The organism is Microcystis sp. M109S1 (assembly GCF_020247025.1).
In the GTDB taxonomy this organism is placed as follows: Bacteria; Cyanobacteriota; Cyanobacteriia; order Cyanobacteriales; family Microcystaceae; genus Microcystis.
This window is the reverse complement of record NZ_JADBRW010000050.1, coordinates 1-20828: the sequence shown is the minus strand read 5'-3', so window position 1 is coordinate 20828 and position 20828 is coordinate 1. Positions and strand designations below refer to the sequence as shown.

General features: G+C 39.8%; 7 protein-coding genes and 2 pseudogenes. 5 read left to right on the top strand and 4 right to left on the bottom strand.

Annotated elements, in window-relative coordinates; translation table 11 throughout:
• Positions 1–7: 7 nt before the first annotated feature.
• Positions 8–6388 carry a non-ribosomal peptide synthetase gene (locus tag IM322_RS02125; protein ID WP_287672580.1) on the top strand — a complete coding sequence of 2127 codons (6381 nt, stop codon included), beginning with the start codon at positions 8–10 and terminating at the stop codon, positions 6386–6388.
• The gene (locus IM322_RS02120) at positions 6385–10257 is read left to right on the top strand and encodes a non-ribosomal peptide synthetase (RefSeq protein WP_287672581.1); all 3873 of its coding nucleotides are present in this window, start codon (positions 6385–6387) and stop codon (positions 10255–10257) included. The genes IM322_RS02125 and IM322_RS02120 overlap by 4 nt, the downstream gene beginning before the upstream one ends.
• Positions 10258–10337: 80 nt before the next feature.
• Here the strand turns inward: IM322_RS02120 and IM322_RS02115 are convergent, their stop codons facing one another.
• From IM322_RS02115 to IM322_RS02100, 3 genes and pseudogenes are all read right to left on the bottom strand, one after another.
• On the bottom strand, positions 10338–12389 hold the full coding sequence (locus IM322_RS02115) for an FAD-dependent oxidoreductase (protein ID WP_287672582.1): 2052 nt from the start codon (positions 12387–12389) through the stop codon (positions 10338–10340).
• A gap of 215 nt (positions 12390–12604) precedes the next feature.
• A pseudogene (locus IM322_RS23635) lies at positions 12605–13307 on the bottom strand (Uma2 family endonuclease).
• A 73-nt stretch (positions 13308–13380) separates the two neighbouring features.
• On the bottom strand, positions 13381–14907 hold the full coding sequence (locus IM322_RS02100) for a bifunctional aminoglycoside phosphotransferase/ATP-binding protein (RefSeq protein ID WP_287672583.1): 1527 nt from the start codon (positions 14905–14907) through the stop codon (positions 13381–13383).
• 791 nt (positions 14908–15698) lie between these two features.
• On the opposite strand from IM322_RS02100, the gene IM322_RS02095 reads away from it, so the two are divergent.
• Positions 15699–17519 (top strand): EAL domain-containing protein, encoded by a 1821-nt coding sequence (locus tag IM322_RS02095; RefSeq protein WP_287672585.1) that lies wholly within the window; start codon positions 15699–15701, stop codon positions 17517–17519.
• 312 nt (positions 17520–17831) lie between these two features.
• The gene (locus IM322_RS02090) at positions 17832–18833 is read left to right on the top strand and encodes a phosphoribulokinase (RefSeq protein WP_287672588.1); all 1002 of its coding nucleotides are present in this window, start codon (positions 17832–17834) and stop codon (positions 18831–18833) included.
• A gap of 51 nt (positions 18834–18884) precedes the next feature.
• On the opposite strand, the gene IM322_RS02085 is transcribed toward IM322_RS02090, so the two are convergent.
• Positions 18885–19598, bottom strand: coding sequence for a response regulator (locus IM322_RS02085; protein WP_287672590.1), 714 nt, complete (start codon positions 19596–19598; stop codon positions 18885–18887).
• A 696-nt stretch (positions 19599–20294) separates the two neighbouring features.
• Between IM322_RS02085 and IM322_RS02080 the strand changes: the two are divergent.
• Positions 20295–20828: pseudogene (locus tag IM322_RS02080) on the top strand (transposase family protein); the annotation flags it as partial.

Here is a 20828-nt window from a genome sequence, read left to right as displayed (position 1 = left end):
ATCTTTCATGGCAGACACAAAAAATCAACCCGCCAAAAATGTGGAGTCTATTTATCCTCTTTCCCCCATGCAGGAAGGGATGCTCTTTCATAGTCTTTATACTCCTGATTCAGGGATTTATTGTAGCCAAACTCTAATTACTCTGGAGGGAGAAATTAACCTTACAGTTTTTAGGCAAGCGTGGGAAAAAGTTGTCGAGCGTCACTCGGTATTAAGGACTCTATTTCTTTGGGAAAAACGGGAAAAACCTCTGCAAATTGTGCGAAAAAAGGTTGATTTGCCTTGGGATTATCAAGATTGGCGCAATCTTTCCCCCAGAGAACAACAACAACGTTTAGATTTATTGTTACAAACAGAGCGTCAACAAGGGTTTGAACTCAAAGTTGCTCCTTTAATGCGCTGCTTGATGATTCAACTATCAGACCAAACTTATAAATTCCTCTGCAATCATCATCATATTATTCTAGATGGTTGGAGTATGCCTATTATTTATCAAGAAGTTTTAGGGTTTTATGAGGCGGGTATTCAAGGGGAAAGTTATCATCTTCCTTTGCCCCGTCCTTATCAAGATTATATTGTTTGGTTACAGCAGCAAAACCCATCTGTTGCTGAGAGTTTTTGGCAGCGAACTCTTGAAGGGTTTATGACTCCCACCCCCCTGAGGGTGGACAGACTCCAGTTAATGAAATCTGAAGGTAAGCCGACTTATAAAGAGTATAACTGTCATTTATCGGCTTCTCACTCGAAAGACCTGCAATCTTTGGCACAAAAGCATAATCTGACCTTATCTACTCTAGTACAGGCCGCTTGGGCGATTCTTCTCAGTCGCTATAGTGGGGAGTCAGAAGTTTTATTTGGGGTTACGGTTTCTGGTCGCCCCCATGATTTATCAGGGGTAGAACATAGGGTAGGATTATTTATTAATACATTGCCGCTGCGAGTCTCCATCAGAGAATCAGATTTATTGCTATCTTGGTTACAGGAATTACAGCAAAAGCAAGCAGAAATTCAGGATTATGCTTATGTTTCTCTGGCTGAAATACAGAGATTAAGTGATATTCCACCGGGGGTTCCCCTGTTTGAGAGTTTGGTCGTTTTTGAGAATTATCCCAGAGAAGCGTTATCGAGAGATTCTCGTCAATCCTTAAGGGTTAAGGATGTGGAGAATTTTGAGGAAACTAATTATCCTTTGACGGTGGTTGCTATTCCTAAACAGGAGTTACTGATTCAGTTAATCTATGATACTGGCCGTTTTACTCAGGATACGATTGAACGGATGGCAGGACATTTACAGACTATTTTAACAGGAATTGTTACTGAACCTCTGCAACGAGTAACACAATTACCTATATTGACAACAGAAGAGCAACATCAGTTATTAGTAGAGTGGAACAATACTGAGGCTGATTATCCTTTAGATAAGTCTTTACATCAATTATTTGAGGAACAAGTTGCCCAGAATCCCGAGGGAATAGCGGTTATTTTTGAAGACCAAAAATTGACCTATCAACAGTTAAATAACCGGGGAAATCAGTTAGCTCACTGTTTACGAGATAAGGGGGTGAATCCAGAAAGTTTGGTCGGTATTTTTATGGAGCGTTCCCTAGAGATGGTCATCGGTTTATTAGGGATATTAAAAGCTGGGGGAGCTTATGTACCTTTAGAGCCAGATTATCCTACCGAGCGCTTGGGGGATATCCTCTCAGATTCGGGTGTTTCTTTGGTGTTAACTCAGGAATCTTTAGGGGATTTTCTTCCCCAAACTGGTGCCGAATTACTGTGTTTAGATAGGGATTGGGAAAAGATAGCTACCTATAGCCCAGAAAATCCCTTCAATCTAACGACTCCTGAGAATTTAGCCTATGTTATTTATACATCAGGTTCAACGGGAAAACCCAAAGGAGTATTAATTAGCCATCGGGGGTTAATGAATTTAATTTGTTGGCATCAAGACGCTTTTGAAATTACGCCTTTAGACAAAACTACTCAACTAGCAAGAAGCGCTTTTGATGCTGCGGTTTGGGAGTTATGGCCCTGTTTAACAGCCGGTGCGAGTCTTGTCTTAGTTAAACCTGAAATCATGCAATCTCCCCCGGAGTTGCGAGACTGGTTAATTGCCCAAGAAATCACCGTCAGCTTTTTACCAACTCCCCTAGTTGAGAAGATTTTATCTTTAGAATGGGATGAAAATATAGCCCTCAGAATTATCTTAACGGGTGGGGATAAACTCCATCATTATCCTTCAGTATCAAGGCCTTTTAAGCTTATTAATAATTATGGTCCCACAGAGAATACAGTAGTAACCACTTCAGGAATAGTTCCCGATTATGAGGAAGGAAACTCCTCATCCCCGTCTATTGGCAAGCCAATTTCTAACACAAAAGTTTATATTTTAGATCAGAATTTACAACCGCTTCCGATTGGGGTTCCTGGAGAGTTACATATTAGCAGTGTGGGGTTAGCGCGGGGTTATCTCAATCGTCTGGAATTAACTAAAGAAAAATTTATTTCTAACCCTTTTAATTCGGGTATATTATATAAAACGGGGGATTTAGTTCGCTATCTTCCAGAGGGCAATATTGAATTTTTAGGGCGCATTGATAATCAGGTTAAGCTGAGGGGATTACGGATTGAATTAGGGGAAATAGAAGCAGTTTTAGAGACCCATTCTCAAGTGGAAAAAGCCGTAGTTATTTTGCGAGAAGATACGTCAGAAAATCAACGCTTAGTCGCTTATATAGTCAGGAAATTCCCCTCATTAGGTATCGGAGAATTGCGCCGTTTCTTGCAGCAGCAACTCCCCGCTTATATGGTTCCTTCTGCCTTTGTCATGTTGTCAGATTTTCCCTTAAATAACAATGGCAAGATAGACAGGAAAAAATTACCTGTCCCCGATGAGACATCAATTATTGAATCTGCTTATATAGCTCCAAGAAATGAAAAAGAAAGCCTCTTAGCTCAGATTTGGCAAGATGTTCTTCAGCTATCACAAATAGGGGTTAATGACAACTTCTTTGAGTTAGGAGGACATAGCTTAAAAGCTATTTCTCTAGTGAGTAAAATTCAAGAAAAGTTAGGGCAATCTTTGCCCATCAAACAAGTATTTGCTCATCCTACCATTGCTGAACAAGCAGAATTATTAAGCACTGTTCCCCCTCTGACGGTAGCCACTATTCCCCTTGTATCTGCACAAGAAACCTACGAAACATCCCATGCTCAGAGACGTTTCTATGTCTTGCAACAGATGGAGCTCAATAATGTAGCTTATCATATTGTTTCCACCCTCAAAATAGCAGGAAATTTTAGCCCAGATGTCTTTGAAAAAGCCATACAATTATTGATTTCCCGTCATGAATCCCTGCGGACATCTTTCATTTTAATTAACGGTGAACCACAACAGAAAATCCTGCAAAATCGTCCTTTTGATTGGGAATTTAAAGACTGGACAAATAAACCTGATGAAGAAATCTTAGAAACGATTGCAAAAGAGAGAAAAGCGTTTGACTTAGAAAAAAGTCCCCTGGTGCGCTCTAAGGTTTATAAACTGTCTCCGAATGAATATATTTTGGAGTTAGAAATTCATCATATTATCTGTGATGGTTGGTCAATGAGTTTGTTAGCTAAAGAATGCTTAGAATACTACTCTGATTTAGCCAAAGGATTACAGCCTAATATAGAGCCATTGCCGATACAATATAAAGATTATGCAGGGTGGCAAAATAATCTTTTAAGGAGCGAAAATAATTCAAAAAACCTAGATTACTGGCGGCAAAAACTGGACAATGGACAACTGACCAGAGTTCACTTACCGACAGACTTTAAACGTCCCCAAATAAAGACGTTTAAGGGTTCTCATTTAAGCTGGACATTTGACCGAGAAACGATTTCTAAATTAAGAAAAATTTGTCAGGAAAACGAAATAACCCTATTCATGGCATTGGTAGCGGCTGTCAAAATATTACTGTATCGCTACAGTGGTCAACATGATATTACTATTGGTACAGAAATCGCCACTAGAAACCATCCTCAACTGCAATCTCTAATCGGTTTATTTCTCAATACCTTAGTTATTCGTGACCAAATTGAACCCGAAAAAGGCTACAAAAATCTACTCGCAAAGGTTCGTCAAACCGTTACCGAAGCCTTAGAACATTCCGATTATCCCTTTGATATTTTAGTAGAAAAATTAGCTGTTTCTAGAGAAATTAACCGCACTCCCTTGTTTGATATATTAGTCCTTCTGCAAAATTTTGATCAACCTGTAGGCTTAGAAAATATACAAATAAAATCTCTAGATTCCCTGACCCCGACCAGTAAGTTTGATCTATCTTTTGTGTTTAGTGAAGCTCAGGAAAAACTCAGATTAGAGCTAATTTATAACACCGACTTATTCCAAGAGGAGAGGATGAAAAAATGTCTCATTCACTTCGATAAACTCTTGAATGAAATGCTATCTAACCCTGCCCAACCCGTCAAAGACATTTCTTTGTTATCGGCAGCAGAAACCGCTTTCATCGCCAATTTTATCAATCCTATTCCTCGCTTAGAAACCCGTACCATTATCCATGATTTTATTGACCAAGTTGAAGCCAAACCGGAGAAAACATCGATTATTTATCCAGGGGGTAAATTTAGCTATCAAGAATTACATGAACTAACTAACTTTTGGGCTTATGCCTTAAAAGAATTAGGCGTGGAAAAAGACAAGGTTTGTGGTGTTCTCCTAGAAGGAGATTATCGTCAGTTAATCGCCATGCTGGCAGTATTTAAAGCCGGAGGAATCTATTTACCTCTACGTTTAGATGAACCAGAGGAGCGTCGGCAACGCATGATGATTAAAACTAGCCCTGAAATTATCTTAGTTGCGGCGGAGAATTTAGAGGGGATTAAACCCCAACTATCCGCATTAGAAAAACTGCCTCATATCTTAGTGGTTAAGGCTCATAAAATTCAGCAATATCATCAGTGGAATGGCATGGATTATCAAGAGTTTCCTTGCCAATTAAGCAAACTGCAACCCGTTCTAGCTATGCCGGATGCTGATGATTCTAATTATATTATGTTTACTTCTGGCTCAACCGGTGAACCTAAAGCAATTTTAGGCAGTCACGGCAGCTTACGTCATTTCATTGATTGGGAAAAACGGGAATTTGGCATTAATGAAAGTTGGCGCTGTTTACAAATTGCTCAAATTAATTTTGATGCTTATTTGAGGGAAACCTGTGTGACTTTATGCTCAGGGGGAACTCTGTATATTCCAGAGAGTACAGAGCGAGAAGACTTAGAGCTTTTATTACTGCGAATAGGAGAATGGAAAATTAACTTACTACACACTGTCCCCTCGGTAATGCGTCTATTTTTAAAGATGGGGCGTGGTTTAATTAATGCTCATAATCTCCTGAAAAATTTGCGAATTTTTGTCTTAGGAGGAGAGCCTTTATTTGTGAAAGAACTGGCTGAATGGCATCAAATTTTTGGCTCTCAGACAGAATTTGTGAATATTTATGGAGCAAGTGAAACTACATTTGTTAAGCATTTTTATCGAATTCCTAACCCTAATAATATTCCCTATGAACGGGTTCCGGGTGGTCAAACTTTGCCAGATGCCGCTTATGCAGTGGTTGATAGAAATCGCGCCAGGGCAATAGGAGAAGTAGGAGAAGTATTCGTTAAATCCCCCTATTTAACAAAAGGTTATTATCAAGATGAAAGCTTAACTCATTCAGTTTTTGTGCCTAATCCTTTGAATGGGGGGAGGGATATAGTTTATCGTACTGGAGACTTAGGCAGACTGCTTCCTGATCTAACTTTAGAAGTAATAGGACGCAGTGACAACCAAATTAAATTAAATGGGGTACGGATTGAATTAGGAGAGATTGAAGATGTCCTCAGTGGGATTGAGGGAGTAGAAAAAGCCTTAGTTATAGCTAATAAAAAGGAGGAATTAGTAACCGTAATTGCTTATTATCAAGCAGAGGATACAGTTCATCAGGAATATATTCGAGGTAAATTAAAGCAACTCTTACCGATTTATATGCAGCCTAGCTTTTTAATGCGGTTAGAAGCTTTTCCCTTGTTACCCAATGGAAAAATTCATCGTCTAGCTTTGCCAAAACCCGAAGAAAATATTACTGACTCAACTAACCAAGTCCCAGATTTTAATCCACAAGAAGCTTTATTAGCTTCCCTTTGGGGTGAGTTATTAGAAGCAGAAGTGAGTAACAGTAATCAGTCATTTTTTGAACTAGGAGGAAACAGTCTAAAGGCGATGCGCTTAGTGTCACAAATCCGTAATCAATTTGGGGTTTCCCTCCGATTACGGGAAATTTTTACCCATAATACTTTAAAAGAACAAGCTGTATTAATTCAATCCCGACAAAAACGATGATCAACTTACCACAATCTGACTCAATTAACCCACTGGAAAAACAAAAATATTACGAAGTCTCTCACGGTCAAAGAAGGCTTTGGATTTTGCAGCATATCAGCGAATCTTCTAGTGCTTATAATATTAGGCTTGCCATGAGAATTAATGGCAAGTTAGATGTTTCTATATTAACAGCAGCTTTTCAAGAACTGGTGAACCGTCATGAAATTCTCAGAACCACTTTTACCAGTGTTGGGGGCAATATTAAGCAAGTTATTCATGAGCAAATCTCCACAGAACAGTTAATCATTTTTAAAGATTTAAGAGAAGAAAAAGATGCTGAACTCTTGGCAGATGATTTGATTCAAGATTCGGCAAATTTACCTTTTAGTCTAGAAAAGTTGCCCCTTGTTCGAGTCTTATTGGTGCAGATTAAGTCAGAAGAATTTATCTTTGGTTTGACTGTCCATCATATTATTGGAGATGCACAATCACTTGATGTCATCTTTCAAGAGTTCTTGACATTATACTCTGCTTATACTCAACAAAAAAAAGCTGAATTACCCCCTCTTACCCTACAGTATAAAGATTATGCGGCATGGCAAAATCAGTGGTTAGAAAGTGAAGAAGTTAGAGAACAACATGAGTATTGGTGTGAGGTTTTTTTCGAACATCCCCCTATCTTAAACTTACCGATAGACTTCCCTCGACCTCAAGTAAAATCTTCTCAAGCGGCTTCCTACACTTATGAATTTAGTGAGAGTCTTAGCCAACAATTACAAACCTTTGCAACTCAAAATAATACGACTCTATTTATTACCCTACTGACTTTCTTTAAAATATTACTCTACCGCCACACCGGCCAACGGGATTTAGTAGTTGGTATCCCTATTTCAGCACGAAATCATCCTGATTTAGAAAACCAGATCGGGTTTTATGTTAACACCTTGGCTTTGAGATCTTTATTACCAGAGGGAGTAACGTTTAAGCAAGTCTTAGGGGAAGTAACTAACACCTGTCTTGATGCTTATGAATATCGTGATTATCCTTTTGATAAATTAGTATCTGCTCTCAATTTAGAACGAGATCTGTCCCGAAATCCCTTATTTGATGTCATGTTTTCTCTACTGGGTAAAGAAAGCAAAACTGTCTTAAAAATTCCAGGTTTGGAACATCAACCTTATCCCTTAAAACCACGCATGGCTCAATTTGATATGACTTGGAGCTTCTTTGAAGATAGTCATAATCTTATATTAGCTATTGAATATGAGCCAGATTTATTTTTGCCTGAAACTATCGCCAGAATGAGCGGTCACTTTTTACAAATTATTGAAAGTGTAATTCAGAATCCAGATTGTCAATTATCTGAGATTAATTTATTAACCCCTGAAGAACGGCATCAATTACTAATAGAGTGGAATCAAACCGAAGTCGCTTATTCTCAAAAGTGTCTGCACCAGTTATTTGAAGAAAAAGTTAGAGATAATCCCGAGGCAATAGCTCTTATTTTTGAGGGCAAAAAATTGACCTATCGAGAGTTAAATAATCGAGCTAATCAAGTCGGTCACTATTTACAAGAAAAAGGCGTAACTTCAGAAGTATTAGTGGGGATTTTTATTGAGCGTTCCTTTGAGATGATCATCGGAATATTGGGAATTATTAAAGCCGGGGGAGCTTATGTTCCTTTGGATCCTAATTATCCCCCTGAGCGCTTGGATTATATGATATCTGATTCAGCTATCTCTCTGTTGTTAACTCAGCAATCTTTAGTTCAATCTCTACCAGAAAATTGCCCCGAAATACTGTGTTTAGATACAGATTGGTTAAAGATAGCTAATTATAGTCAAGAGAATTTGAACTCTCCAGTTAAACCAGAAAATTTAGCTTATGTTATATACACTTCTGGTTCAACAGGAAAACCTAAAGGTGTGATGAATATTCATCAAGGAATTTCTAATACTCTGAAATACACTATTGATTATTATAATCTTACCTCTGAAGATTGCATTCTCCAAATTACTCCCTTTAGTTTTGATGTTTCAGTTTGGGAAGTTTTCTCATCTTTAACATCTGGTGCTACCCTAGTCGTGACGAAACCTGACGGGTATAAAGATATAGATTATTTAATAGATTTAATTGTGCAAGAACAAGTAACTTATTTCACTTGTGTTCCCTCAATATTGCGAGTTTTTCTGCAACATCCCAAGAGCAAAGATTGCCACTGTTTAAAACGAGTAATTGTCGGGGGAGAAGCCTTATCTTATGAACTCAATCAACGATTTTTTCAGCAGTTAAACTGTGAATTATATAACTTTTATGGACCGACAGAAGCAGCCGTTTATACCACTGGCTGGTGCTGTCAGCCAAATTCCCAAATTTCTATTGGATGTCCCCTTGCTAATGTTCAAGTTTATATCCTCGACAGCTATCTTCAACCGGTTCCTATTGGTGTTGCTGGAGAATTACATATTGGTGGAATGGGTTTAGCGCGTGGATACCTCAACCAACCTGAATTAACGGCTGAAAAATTTATTCCTCATCCTTTTGCTCAGGGGAAATTATATAAAACGGGGGATTTAGCTCGCTATCTTCCCGATGGCAATATTGAATATTTAGGGCGAATTGATAATCAACTCAAGCTGAGAGGTTTCCGTATTGAATTAGGAGAAATTCAGACAGTTTTAGAAACTCATCCCAACGTCGAACAAGCTGTTGTGATTATGCGGGAAGACACATTACATAATCAACGGTTAGTTGCTTATGTAATGAGAAAAGATACTTTATTAACTTCTCAGGAGCTGCACCGTTTCTTACAACAGAAATTACCCGTTTACATGATCCCTTCTGCTTTTGTCCTGTTGTCGGATTTTCCCTTAAATCCTAACGGAAAAATAGACGTTCATAAATTGCCTATACCGGATGAGACTTCTCTAGTTGAATCACCCTATTTAGCACCCCGCAATTCAACGGAAACTATCTTAGTAAGTCTTTGGCAACAACTTCTACAAGCTGGCAAGATAGGGGTTAATGATAACTTCTTTGAGTTGGGGGGTCATTCATTACAAGCGATGAATCTTATGGCTTTAATTTATGAGAAAATGGCCATAGAAATTCCTTTATCAATGATTTATGAAAAGCCAACAGTCGCCGAATTAAGCGATTATATTATTTATGCTCAAGAGATGAATATTCAGCCGAAAGAACGCCCGTATGTGGTGTTTAATAAGGAGCAAAAAAAAGCCGTCTTTTTATTTCCTCCCGCTCTTGGTTTCGCTGCTGCTTATGCCAATTTAGCAGAGTATATAACGGATTATGCTCTCTATACTTTCCGGTATATTAGCGATGAATTAATGTTAGAAAAATACGCTGAATTAATTGAGGATTTGGCTCAGAATCAAGATATAAAATTAATGGGACATTCCGCCGGCGGATTTTTAGCGATGTTAATGGCTCAACAATTAGAAAGTCGAGGGAGAGTTGTTTCTGATGTCATTTTACTGGATACTTACAGAGGAGGACGTGAGGCTAAAAAAGCTGATATGTCAGAGATTCAAGAAGGGGTTGATGCTTTCTTATTAAATCCCAAACGTCAGCAATTAAGAGGTTACTTTTTAGAGAATCAAAAACTCCGCAATCGCACTTATAATCAAGTGTGGGAATACTTTAATTTTCTTTGGAATTCTGACTTAAAAAATGTACAAATTCAAGGGACTATTCATTTGATTCGTGCTGAGGGAAACTATGAAGCTCAAGATGATTGGATACAAGCAACAAAAGGAGAAAGAATCAATCATTATGCCACTGGTATTCATCGTGAAATGATTGATCCTCCTTATCTTCCCAAAAACGCTCTGATTATTAATAGTATTCTCAACCCAAAACAGTCGTAACCGTTTTCTAGTTATTATCACAGTCCGAGTTGCTGACTGCTGACTGCTTAAAGACTCCTGACTCCTGCAATTTTGGTTAATTAATACCAATCATCCATCGACCGGAAAATTGAGGCATCGGGGAACACAGTTGGATTACCACTAGCAGCGATTTTTTGTCGTAATTCTCGCAGTTGTTTATTGCCAATGAGAAAGTCACTTTCTACTAATTGATAGGGCAGTACATTATTATCTAAAGCATACACGGCCGTGATGCCAGCAGCTACCCCAGAGGACCACTCGAAGGAATGGACACGATAGGCGGCCGCGGCAATATGGCTGAGGGCGATACTTTTGCCCGCTATCAGTAAATTATCGATTTTTTGGGGAATTATAGCCCTTAAAGGGATCTCGAAGGGGTAAGCTTGCCCTTGTCCCTGTCTTTCTCCTGCTTTTTCTGTATTACCCGGTTTTTCGGGGGGATGTTCCGTCATGCAGGGATGAAAATCAATCGCATAGTGACCGATACCGACGGAATCGGGGTAAATAGTCGATCGCTTGCGTTTAACGGCCTGATCGGGGGATAATGTGCCATCAAGTACGGAAAATCCCTCTAATCCTGCCAAGGTGGCAATTAAGCGCCGATATTCTGCTGGAGAAAGATTTTGACGATAGAAATCGCTTTGAAAATTTTGTCGGGAAATATCGATTTCTGTGACGGTAAAACCATCGGGGTAAGTCAGGGAAGGACGACCGATAATCCGTCTTGCTTCCCGAATATAGGGATATTTTGACAAACCGTGGGCAGTACCCATGGGAGAATCAAAACCGGAGAGATAACGGTTATTCAAATGGGGAACTTTTACCCCGTCCCCTAACTGGGAATCGGTGGTTCCTTCTACTAACCAATAATAGTAGGAAATGGCGTGTTCTTCGCCCCTCGCGAGGGTTTCTGTGCGTAATCCTCCCATCCATCCCCCCGGAGATAACTGTCCTAACTGTTGCAACTGTTCACGGGTGTAGATAAAGTTATCCTTAGCAGTCCCCGGACGATAATCATTTCCCCAGGTCCAATTCTGCATGGAAATATCCCCCGGTACGGGTTCAGTGAAAGTAATTCCCCCAAAGGTTTTCTCTTTACCCAGTTGCGGACTCCAAATACGACGATAGGTGAAAACGAGGTCAAAATCGGCTAATCGGGGCAATTCATAGCTAAAATAGGGGGCATAGCGTTCATAATAAACGGGTTTCTCGTGGGTTTGTGGTTTTTCTGTTTCCTCCATGGCGAAGGTATAGGTAAAGCCTTGGGTACAGTAGGGGTCGCCAGTGACGCTAGAGGAAGAAGGTTCGAGATAACTGCGCTTATCGACACCTAAACGGTAGGGAATATCTGATAATCCGATTATTTCCCCGGTTTCGGTCGCTTCAATCACATACCAATCTGCTAATTGATTCGGTTGGGAGGATTTGGGGACAAAACGGAGGATTTTCTTATCAAAACGGGGAGAATTTTCGTAGCGATAGATATCCTCCATTTTTTGCGATAAAAACTCGGTATTTAGGGGAGGAGTACCTTTTGCGGGACTATGTTGAATAGCAATTACACCGGTAATCTGTTGACCAGTACCGCGATTGGGTAAAGTTTCAATATTTAATTCTTTGACTACCGTGGTGGGAAACCATTTCAGGGTTCCTTTGCCTTTTTTGGCAGCGTCTTCTAACTGTTGAAATAATAATTTATGTCCATCAAAAGGCAAAAAACAAGACCCGCTTACCCAACATTCTCCGGGGTTGCGTTTCCCGTAATGCTTTCTAATTCTTTCCCTAAATTCTAGATAACCTTTCGGGAAAAATAATTTTTCTCTTTGTGTTCGTCTTTCATCTAATGCGGAGGTTCCCTGAGAAGATATCTGTCCCCCCACCCAGTCGGTAATCTCGGTTAAACAGACGGTTTTTCCTAATAATAAAGCTTCGTAGGCCGCACCGGCACCGGCTAAACCACCACCCACCACCAGAATATCACAGCCGACGGTTTGATCCGGTTCTCGCGGGGGGGCTGCTAGGGTGAGGGGAGTGAAAGCTTGCAGGAGAAATAACCCCAAAGAGAGGGATTTGAGGGGAGTAAAGTGATGATTGAAAATTTTAGGTGACATTATTGACAAATATCAATGTTGTGACTGAGAGTTTCCTCTTTCTTTGAAGCAGTAGCCAGAGAATCTGTTCCTGAAATCCTGATTCTTTTTTTTGGGCGATTTTGAGAGATTATACACCGCCAAGCTGACAATCGATCGCTTTTCTGGAAATGTTTTGACAAAATAGAGATAGCCTGATTCGGTGTCATTCCCTTTGTTATTCCCTGTAATCCTTCCTAAGTTAAATTCAAAACAAACCCGGGTAACACATCTTCCCCGGATAAAATAGCAGGTAAATTAATAATTTCCACATCGCTATTTAGTCGATAGATTTCCACCTGCTGCTGTTGCGGATTAATCAACCAACCCAAACGTAAACCACTGGCTAAATATTCACTCATCTTGTCCTGTAAAGAGGTTAAAGAATCGGTACGATAACGTAATTCAATCACAAAATCGGGACACAAAGGTGGGAACTTTTCTCGCTCTTCTGCGCTCAAAGCTTCCCATCTTTCCCGTTTTATCCAAGCAACATCAGGAGAACGATCTCCTCCATTTTGTAAACGAAAAATTGTCGAAGAACTAAACACCTCACCAAGTTGAGTTTGCTCGTTCCATACCCCAACTTTAACAATCAAATTAGCTTCCTGTTTACCACTATGGCTCTTCTGGTTTATGTGTGGAAACGAGGTCTATACTGATAGAATATCCGCAAAATAGCCCTAAAAGTCTTGCCCGATAAGCATTTCACGATTCCATAAGCAAAAATTATCACACAAAGTCGAGAAGAGCCCCACTATTTCCACCCACGGGAGCCATAATTAATAATTCTCCTTTTTGATTACGTTCTAAATTCCATGTTTGATTAGCCTGACAGAGATGATAAAATTGTTCATCGGTCAGATTAACTGTCTCTAGATTTAACACTACAGTTTCCATCGCTTCTCCTTCTTGCTGCTTTATACAAGATAACTTAATTATAAGAATGGCTATATCGGTGATTCATCTCAACCTATTTATCTAATTGACTCTCGAAAAATTCTGGCCAATCGGGATTAGTAGTGTCTAGGGAAATTAGATAGGGTTGTTCTTTTTCATTAAAAGGTTCTGTTTTCTCAATTTGGGCATTTAAAACCTCGATAGTAGCGTCAGAAATATCGCCTTTTCTAGCGGCAATCCGTTGTTTTAAAACTTCTATAGGTGCGTAACAATGGACAATATGAAAAGGAATCTGTAAATTTTGGGCATAGGTTAATAAAGGTTCTCTCCAAGCATATTTATCGTAGCGTGCATCGAGAATAACCGGATAACCTAAAGCTATTAAAATTTCGGCTAATTCGGCCAGTCTAGCGAAGGTTTTTTGACTCATTTCCAGACTATATATGTCTAGACTTCCTGTTTGATTTAAGTCAATTCCAGCCAAATGTTTGCGAACTGCATCGGAACGAATCTGAATAGCATTAAGATTTTTAGCAATTACTTTCGCTATGGTACTCTTACCCGAGCCAGAAAATCCCGACATCAGAATTAATCTCGGTTTCTGCGGTTGTGTGTACTGCCAAGCTAATTGATAATAATCCTGTGCATTGGCTTTAATTTTCTCGGAAAAACTGTCACCATCAAGCAAAAAACTATTGACTTTTGCCCTCACATATGCTTGTCTAGTCAGGTAGAGAGGCAAGACTTTTAAACCCTCCCAGTCGGCGGTTTGTTCTAAATAAGTATTCACAAATAAATTAGCGAAATCTTCTCTCCCCCTAGCGGTTAAATCCATGGCTGTAAAAGCAAGATCATACATGACATCAACAAAGCGAAAAGATTCATTAAATTCTATGCGATCAAATAATTGTATTTCTCCCTGCCACTGACAGATATTATTTAAATGTAAGTCTCCGTGACATTCGCGAATCATCCCTTTTATTTGTCTTTCTTCTAACCAATCTCCGTGTTCTGCGAAGAATTTATCTGTATAAGCTTTCGTTTCATCGTATTGTTTTTGGGTTTGGACAAAATTAATATATTTCTCGGTTTGTTGGTAGTTTTCATCAAAAGCTTGTTTAATAACTTCTAAATTGCCAAATTGGGTAATATAGGAATTAGTCACAGCTTGTCGATGAAATCCTGCCACTTTTTCAGCCAAAGATTTTATAGCTTTTTCCGTTAGTTCTCCCCGTTCAAAAACCTTACTCAGTAAACATTCTTGGGGAAACTGATTCATTTTTAAAATGTATTCGATCGCTTTCCCTTCTCCATTTAAACTTATGCTACCCCGTTCCTCATTAATTGACAAAACTTCCAGATAGATATTCGCCGCAACTCTTTTATTTAACTCTAGTTCCTGTTCTAGATAATACTTTCTCTTTTCTAAAGTGGAGAAATCTAAAAAATTATAATTAACTGGTTTTTTGACTTTATAGGCATAATCTCCTGTCAAGAAGATAATTGAAGCATGGGTTTGGATAGTTTCAACGGGAATTTTGACAGAATGAGGATAAAAGTCGGGATTTTTTAATTCTTCGATTAATCGGTTGCTATCCATAGGGAGAACTCCTGTCGGTTGCATCTCATTTTTGTCAATTTACTAGGTTGGGATTTTTAAAGGGAAACTCTCGGCTAGAATTGGCTGTTATTTCCGATTTTATCACTTAATCTTTGACTCTTGGGGGATTCTACCCCCCAAACCCTCCGTTGGGGAGTGGGAAGTGGGAGGTGGGGAGAAGGGAGCGGGTTTTTAAAGTTTGATTGGCAGTTAATCGTACCACTAAAAACCGATTTGCTATCAGATGTCCGTGGAGGAACTGTCTCCCCCAACCGCTGGAAAGCATTAGCTTTGCAAGTGGGATGCTTACAGGGGGTTGTTTATACATTTGTACCAGTTTAAGGATGACTGATAATTGCTGATTGTCGGTAAGCTGTTGACTATCTGAATTACTCGTTAAAACTGCGTGGGAGCGGGGTCAGCTTTAAGCCAAGGAATTAGGGGTACAGTTAGTTTTAGATAATTTTGATGCTGGCTATTCCTTCTTAAGTTATATTGATAAATATCCCCTCGACAGCTTGAAGATCGAACCTTTATCCCATCTTTACCATCAAAAACCGAGCATTTAGCCATGTTATCGACTATAATCGGCCTAGAACAGAATTTGAAGAAGTACAAGGATTTTGGTTGACTCAGGCCTTGAAACCAGAAGATGTGACGCAATTGCCGTTAAGTAACTGTTCCGAATCACACCCAACACTTTATTGAGAAAATAAATTAAGTCAAAGACGAATAAGCCATGACTTTTTGAGGGAGCATATCAACTTATATTTTGTCGAGGTACCGAAAAAATGATTAATGGTTCATCCAATTCCCGTTATCTCCTCATTGTGGAAGATCCTCAAGGGAGAAGAACAATTACCCTAGAAGACATGAAATATTCTCTCGGCCGTAAGTCCGATAATCAAATTGTTCTTCGCTCCAAATACGCGTCTCGCTATCATGCGACTTTAATTAAAAAGAGTATTGATCGCCAAAAATTTTCCTATTGGATTCTTGATGGTGATTTAGAGGGGAATAAAAGTCATAATGGTATTTATGTCAATGGGTCTAAATGCTTGGTTCATGAATTAAAAGATGGTGATTTAATTAACTTTGGCTGTGATATAAATGCCAGTTTTCATTTAATAGCCAGTCAAGAAAAAATAGAGCAAGCACCGGTTAAAAGTTCAGGACAGCTACGAGTGGATCTGACGGAAAATGAAGCAAATTATAGCCGGGATACCCTCCACACAAAAAGTACCCTAATTCTCCATAATTCCCCATCCCAGGCCATTAGTTTTGATAACGGGACTCAAGAGGAATCTTTCCTAGATCCTCTCACGAATTTGCCTAACCGTTCTATCTTTAATGAATATCTGTCAAATGCTATTAATAATGCCCAGAAAAGTAATCAAATGCTCGGTCTGTTATTAGTGGATGTAGAGCCGCTAAGAAATGTCAACAATCGACTAGGTTATCGACTGGAAGATAAGCTATTAAAAATCGTCAGTGAACGGTTAAGAAAAAATTTGAGATCGGGGGATATAGTCGCTCGTTGGGGAGGGGACGAATTTATTATCCTGCTGCCAGAAATTAATAAGGCTAATGATCTGGAAAAAGTTAGTCAAAGAATTATTGAAACCCTAGAAAATAATTACGAAATCGAAAATCACTCCCTAGCCGTGCGATTCAATTTAGGTTCAGTTATCTGTCCCCCCGTCGGCACAGACAGAAAAATAATTTTACAGAAACTGGAGGAAAATTTAGTAGCGGTCAAGAATAATATCAATAATAACTCCAGGATAGAGTCAGTTAATGTTCACCCTAAAAATACTCGTAGTTCTAAAGTTGAATATTTTCTCTATCAGGCAATCAGAAATAATGAATTAGCTCTTTACTATCAACCGCAAGTTAATATGACTCAGTGGCAAGTGGAAGGGTTAGAGGTATTATTGCGCTGGTTACACCCTCAATTCGGATTAATCGCTCCTAATCGTTTCTTACCCTTAATCCAAGAAAGCGAGTTAATCCTTGAGCTTAATCGTTGGGTGCTGAAAAATGCCTGTCAACAAGCACAAATATGGCAGCAGCGAGGATTATTATACACTCCCATCTCGATCAATCTGTCCCCGCACCAATTGCGGGATCCGCAGTTGCTCACCATCCTCAAAGAAGTCTTGACTGAAAGCAAAATCGGGCCTTTCTTTCTGGAGATGGAAATAACCGAGACAAGTTTACTAGAAAATAGCCGCGAAACCGGTCGAATTCTTGGGGATTTGCAGGAATTGGGTATTAGTATCACCCTTGATGATTTTGGCAGCGGTTACGCGTCGATCGCCTATCTAGGTCAATTTTCCGTGAAAAAACTGAAAATAGAGCAATCTTTAACGAAAAACCTGAGTAATAATCCCCAAGATACCCGTTTTATCTCGTCATTGTTGGCGATAGCGAAAAGTTTTAACTTAATAGTGATCGCCAAGGGAGTAGAAACCCAACAACAATTAGAAATCCTGCAAGAATTAGGTTGCGAGAGAATGCAAGGCAATCGCATCAGTGGCCCTTTAGCAGTGGAGGAAATGACTAAATTTCTCCACATCCACCGCAGCCTGTCAGTAATCAGTGATCAGTGATCAGTTACCAGTTATCAGCTCTGGGTTTTTAGTCAGGGGTATTAAGTGAGGAGGATGAAATAGCATTAACAGTGCTGTCTTTTCACTGTTTACTGATTACTGATTACTGATTACTGATAACTGATTTTGGTCACTGATTCCGGTATGATCTGAACAGAATATCTAGTATCAAATACCTACTCATTCTAGCGTGAGGCTCTTGCCGAACCTGTCAGCAGCAGAAATTTGTGGCGGCGGGGTACTGCTGGATCCAGAGTCTGGTTTAATTACATACTATCGGTTAACAATTAGTTGTGTATTTAGAGGGAAACTATGGCCAATAAGCCAGAGCGCGTGGTTCTAATCGGTGTAGCTGGGGACTCCGGTTGTGGGAAGTCTACTTTTTTACGTCGTTTGACGGATTTATTCGGGGCCGAGTTTATGACAGTGATCTGTTTAGATGACTACCATTGTCTCGATCGCAAACAGAGAAAAGAGGTGGGTGTCACCGCACTCAATCCGAAAGCGAATAACTTTGACCTGATGTACGAGCAGATTAAAGCTCTCAAGGAAGGTCAAGCCATTAATAAACCTATTTATAATCATGAAACGGGGATGATCGATCCCCCCGAAATCATCGAACCGAATAAGGTAATCGTGATCGAGGGACTGCACCCCTTATATGATGAACGAGTCCGGTCCCTATTAGATTTCAGCGTTTATCTCGATATTAGCGATGAAGTCAAAGTTAACTGGAAAATTCAACGGGATATGGCCGAGCGCGGTCACACCTATGATGATGTGATGGCGGCTATTAATTCTAGAAAACCGGATTTCAGTGCCTATATCGATCCCCAAAGACAGTACGCTGACGTGGTGATTCAAGTGCTGCCCACCCAATTACTTGAAGATCACGAAAGTAAGTTACTACGGGTCCGTTTAATCCAGAAAGAAGGGGTAGAAAACTTTGAACCCGCTTATCTGTTTGATGAAGGTTCCACCATCGATTGGCGGCCCTGTGGTCGTAAATTGACCTGCGCTTATCCCGGCATTAAACTCTACTATGGTCCAGATGGCTTCTTGGGGAATGAAGTGTCGATTCTGGAACTAGATGGTCAATTCGATAACCTCGAAGAAATGATCTACATCGAAAGCCATTTGAGCAAAACCGGCACTAAATACTACGGTGAAATGACGGAATTACTGCTCAAACACAAGGATTATCCCGGTTCTACCAATGGTACGGGTTTATTCCAAGTGTTAGTCGGTCTCAAAATGCGTGAAACCTACGAAAAACTAATGGCCGCTGAATCAAAAGTGGCAGCCCAAGTCTAGTTTCTAGTTTTGACCGAGCCGGCATCCTACCAGGGTAGGATGCCGTTTTTTTTAATCCACTAATCCCGATCGCAGGGCCCGCACTGCCGCTTGAGTCCGATCATCCACAGAGAGTTTATTTAAGACATTGCGGACATGGGTTTTCACCGTGCCGATGGTGATATAGAGTCGCTCGGCAATCTGAGCATTACTACAACCCGCAACAATCAGAGCGAGAATTTCTCGCTCTCGTGCCGTTAGGGGGGCATTTTCCAGCAATTGGTGATATTCTCGGTCAACGCCTTGAATTATCACTGTTTTGGTCTCGGCAGCCGGACCGACGGGAACATTTTGGCGTACTTGTTGCAGAACAATATTGGCGATCGCAGGGTCAAGCCAATGATTGCCTTCGTGGGTGGAATAAATCGCCTCGATTAACTTATCAATGCTAATATCCTTCATACAGTAGGAATCAGCCCCAGCACTAAAAGCCGCTAAAACCTGTTCTTGGTTTTTGTGCATGGTTAGCATGAGGATTTTCGTGGCCAGGGGGTCTTCGCCCCGATTTTGTTTGAAGCGTCGCACTAACTCGATCCCATCGATCGTGGGTAAACCTATATCGATGATCGCTACATCGGGTTTAGTCTCCTCTAGCAGTTTCAGTCCCTGTAATCCACTGATCGCTTCCCCTACCACTTGAATACCTTCCCGATGCTGGAGAGCCACCACTAAGCCCATGCGCGTTAAATCGTGATCTTCTACAACGATAACCCGCACTTTATCCATATTTTTTGACCAGTTTCGCCGGGTTGGGCGATGATTGGATAATTTTGGCTTTTCGATTATTAGAGCCGCTCCTTGGCATTGAATTCACTCCCTTCCTCCTTCTCTGAATTCCGCTTTCTTATTCTTCATTCGGCCATCCCCTTTTTCCGGTTGATTTTATTTATACTTACTAAAAGCAGAGATTGCCAATATACTTAGCCTCCCCTAAAATATACTCAAATCTACCCAAACTTACTTGAAATTTTCTGCTTTAATTATTTATTTATAATATCATGCAAATCTCGATTAGGCAAGGATTTGGCTTTTCTGGTTTCTGTGTGGAAACGAGGCCTATACTGATAGTTTATTTATTCACCAAAATAGCCCCAAAAGTCTTTTCCAGTAAACATTTAAGAATTTCATCGGCAAAAATTATCACACAAAGTCGAGAAGATACAAGATAATTTTAAGAAGAATACATCTTTGATCTGCTTGGATTTTCATAGAATAGAACCACGCTCTGGTTTAATTATTTTGGCTCTTCGGTAATTGCCATGCAAATAATTAACTTAAAATAAAATTCGATGAGAGCGCCTACGCTCAAAAGTAGCTGAAATCTATACAGGGAGAGACTTGAGGCACAAACGGGTTAATACCAAAAGATAGACAATCGAGTTAAGATTTGATATAATAGCCAAAAACGAGATTATTTTACTTATGATACTTGACAAATTTTTGAACCTAGAAGGAACCTGTATTCAAGGCTATCGACACCTAGAAAATATCGGTATAGTTTGACGAATCGAATCGAAAAATAAAAAAGCAACCTGTCCTCGTTGTCGGTTAGAGAGCGATAAACTCCACCAAAATCATCGATATTTAGTCAAAGATTTACCGCTCTCAGGTCAACCAGTGTACCTACAAGTTAATCGTCGTCAATTTAAGTGCGGTAATTGTCAGAAACCCTTTAGCGAAGAGTTAGATTTTGTCGCCAAGAAACGAACCTATACGAAAAGACTAGCCGAGAATATACTCGAACAATTAAAAGAAGGGGATATTTTAAATGTTAGCCGAAGAAATGACGTAACGGAAGAAGAGATTCAAAGAATGCTAGAGGACATCGCCGAAGAAATTACAGAGCCAGATTTATCGAAATTAAAAAGACTAGGAATTGATGAAATCGCTCTAGTCAAAGGACAAAAAAATTACTGTGCAGTTTTAGTAAATTTAGATACGGGAAAACTAATAGCT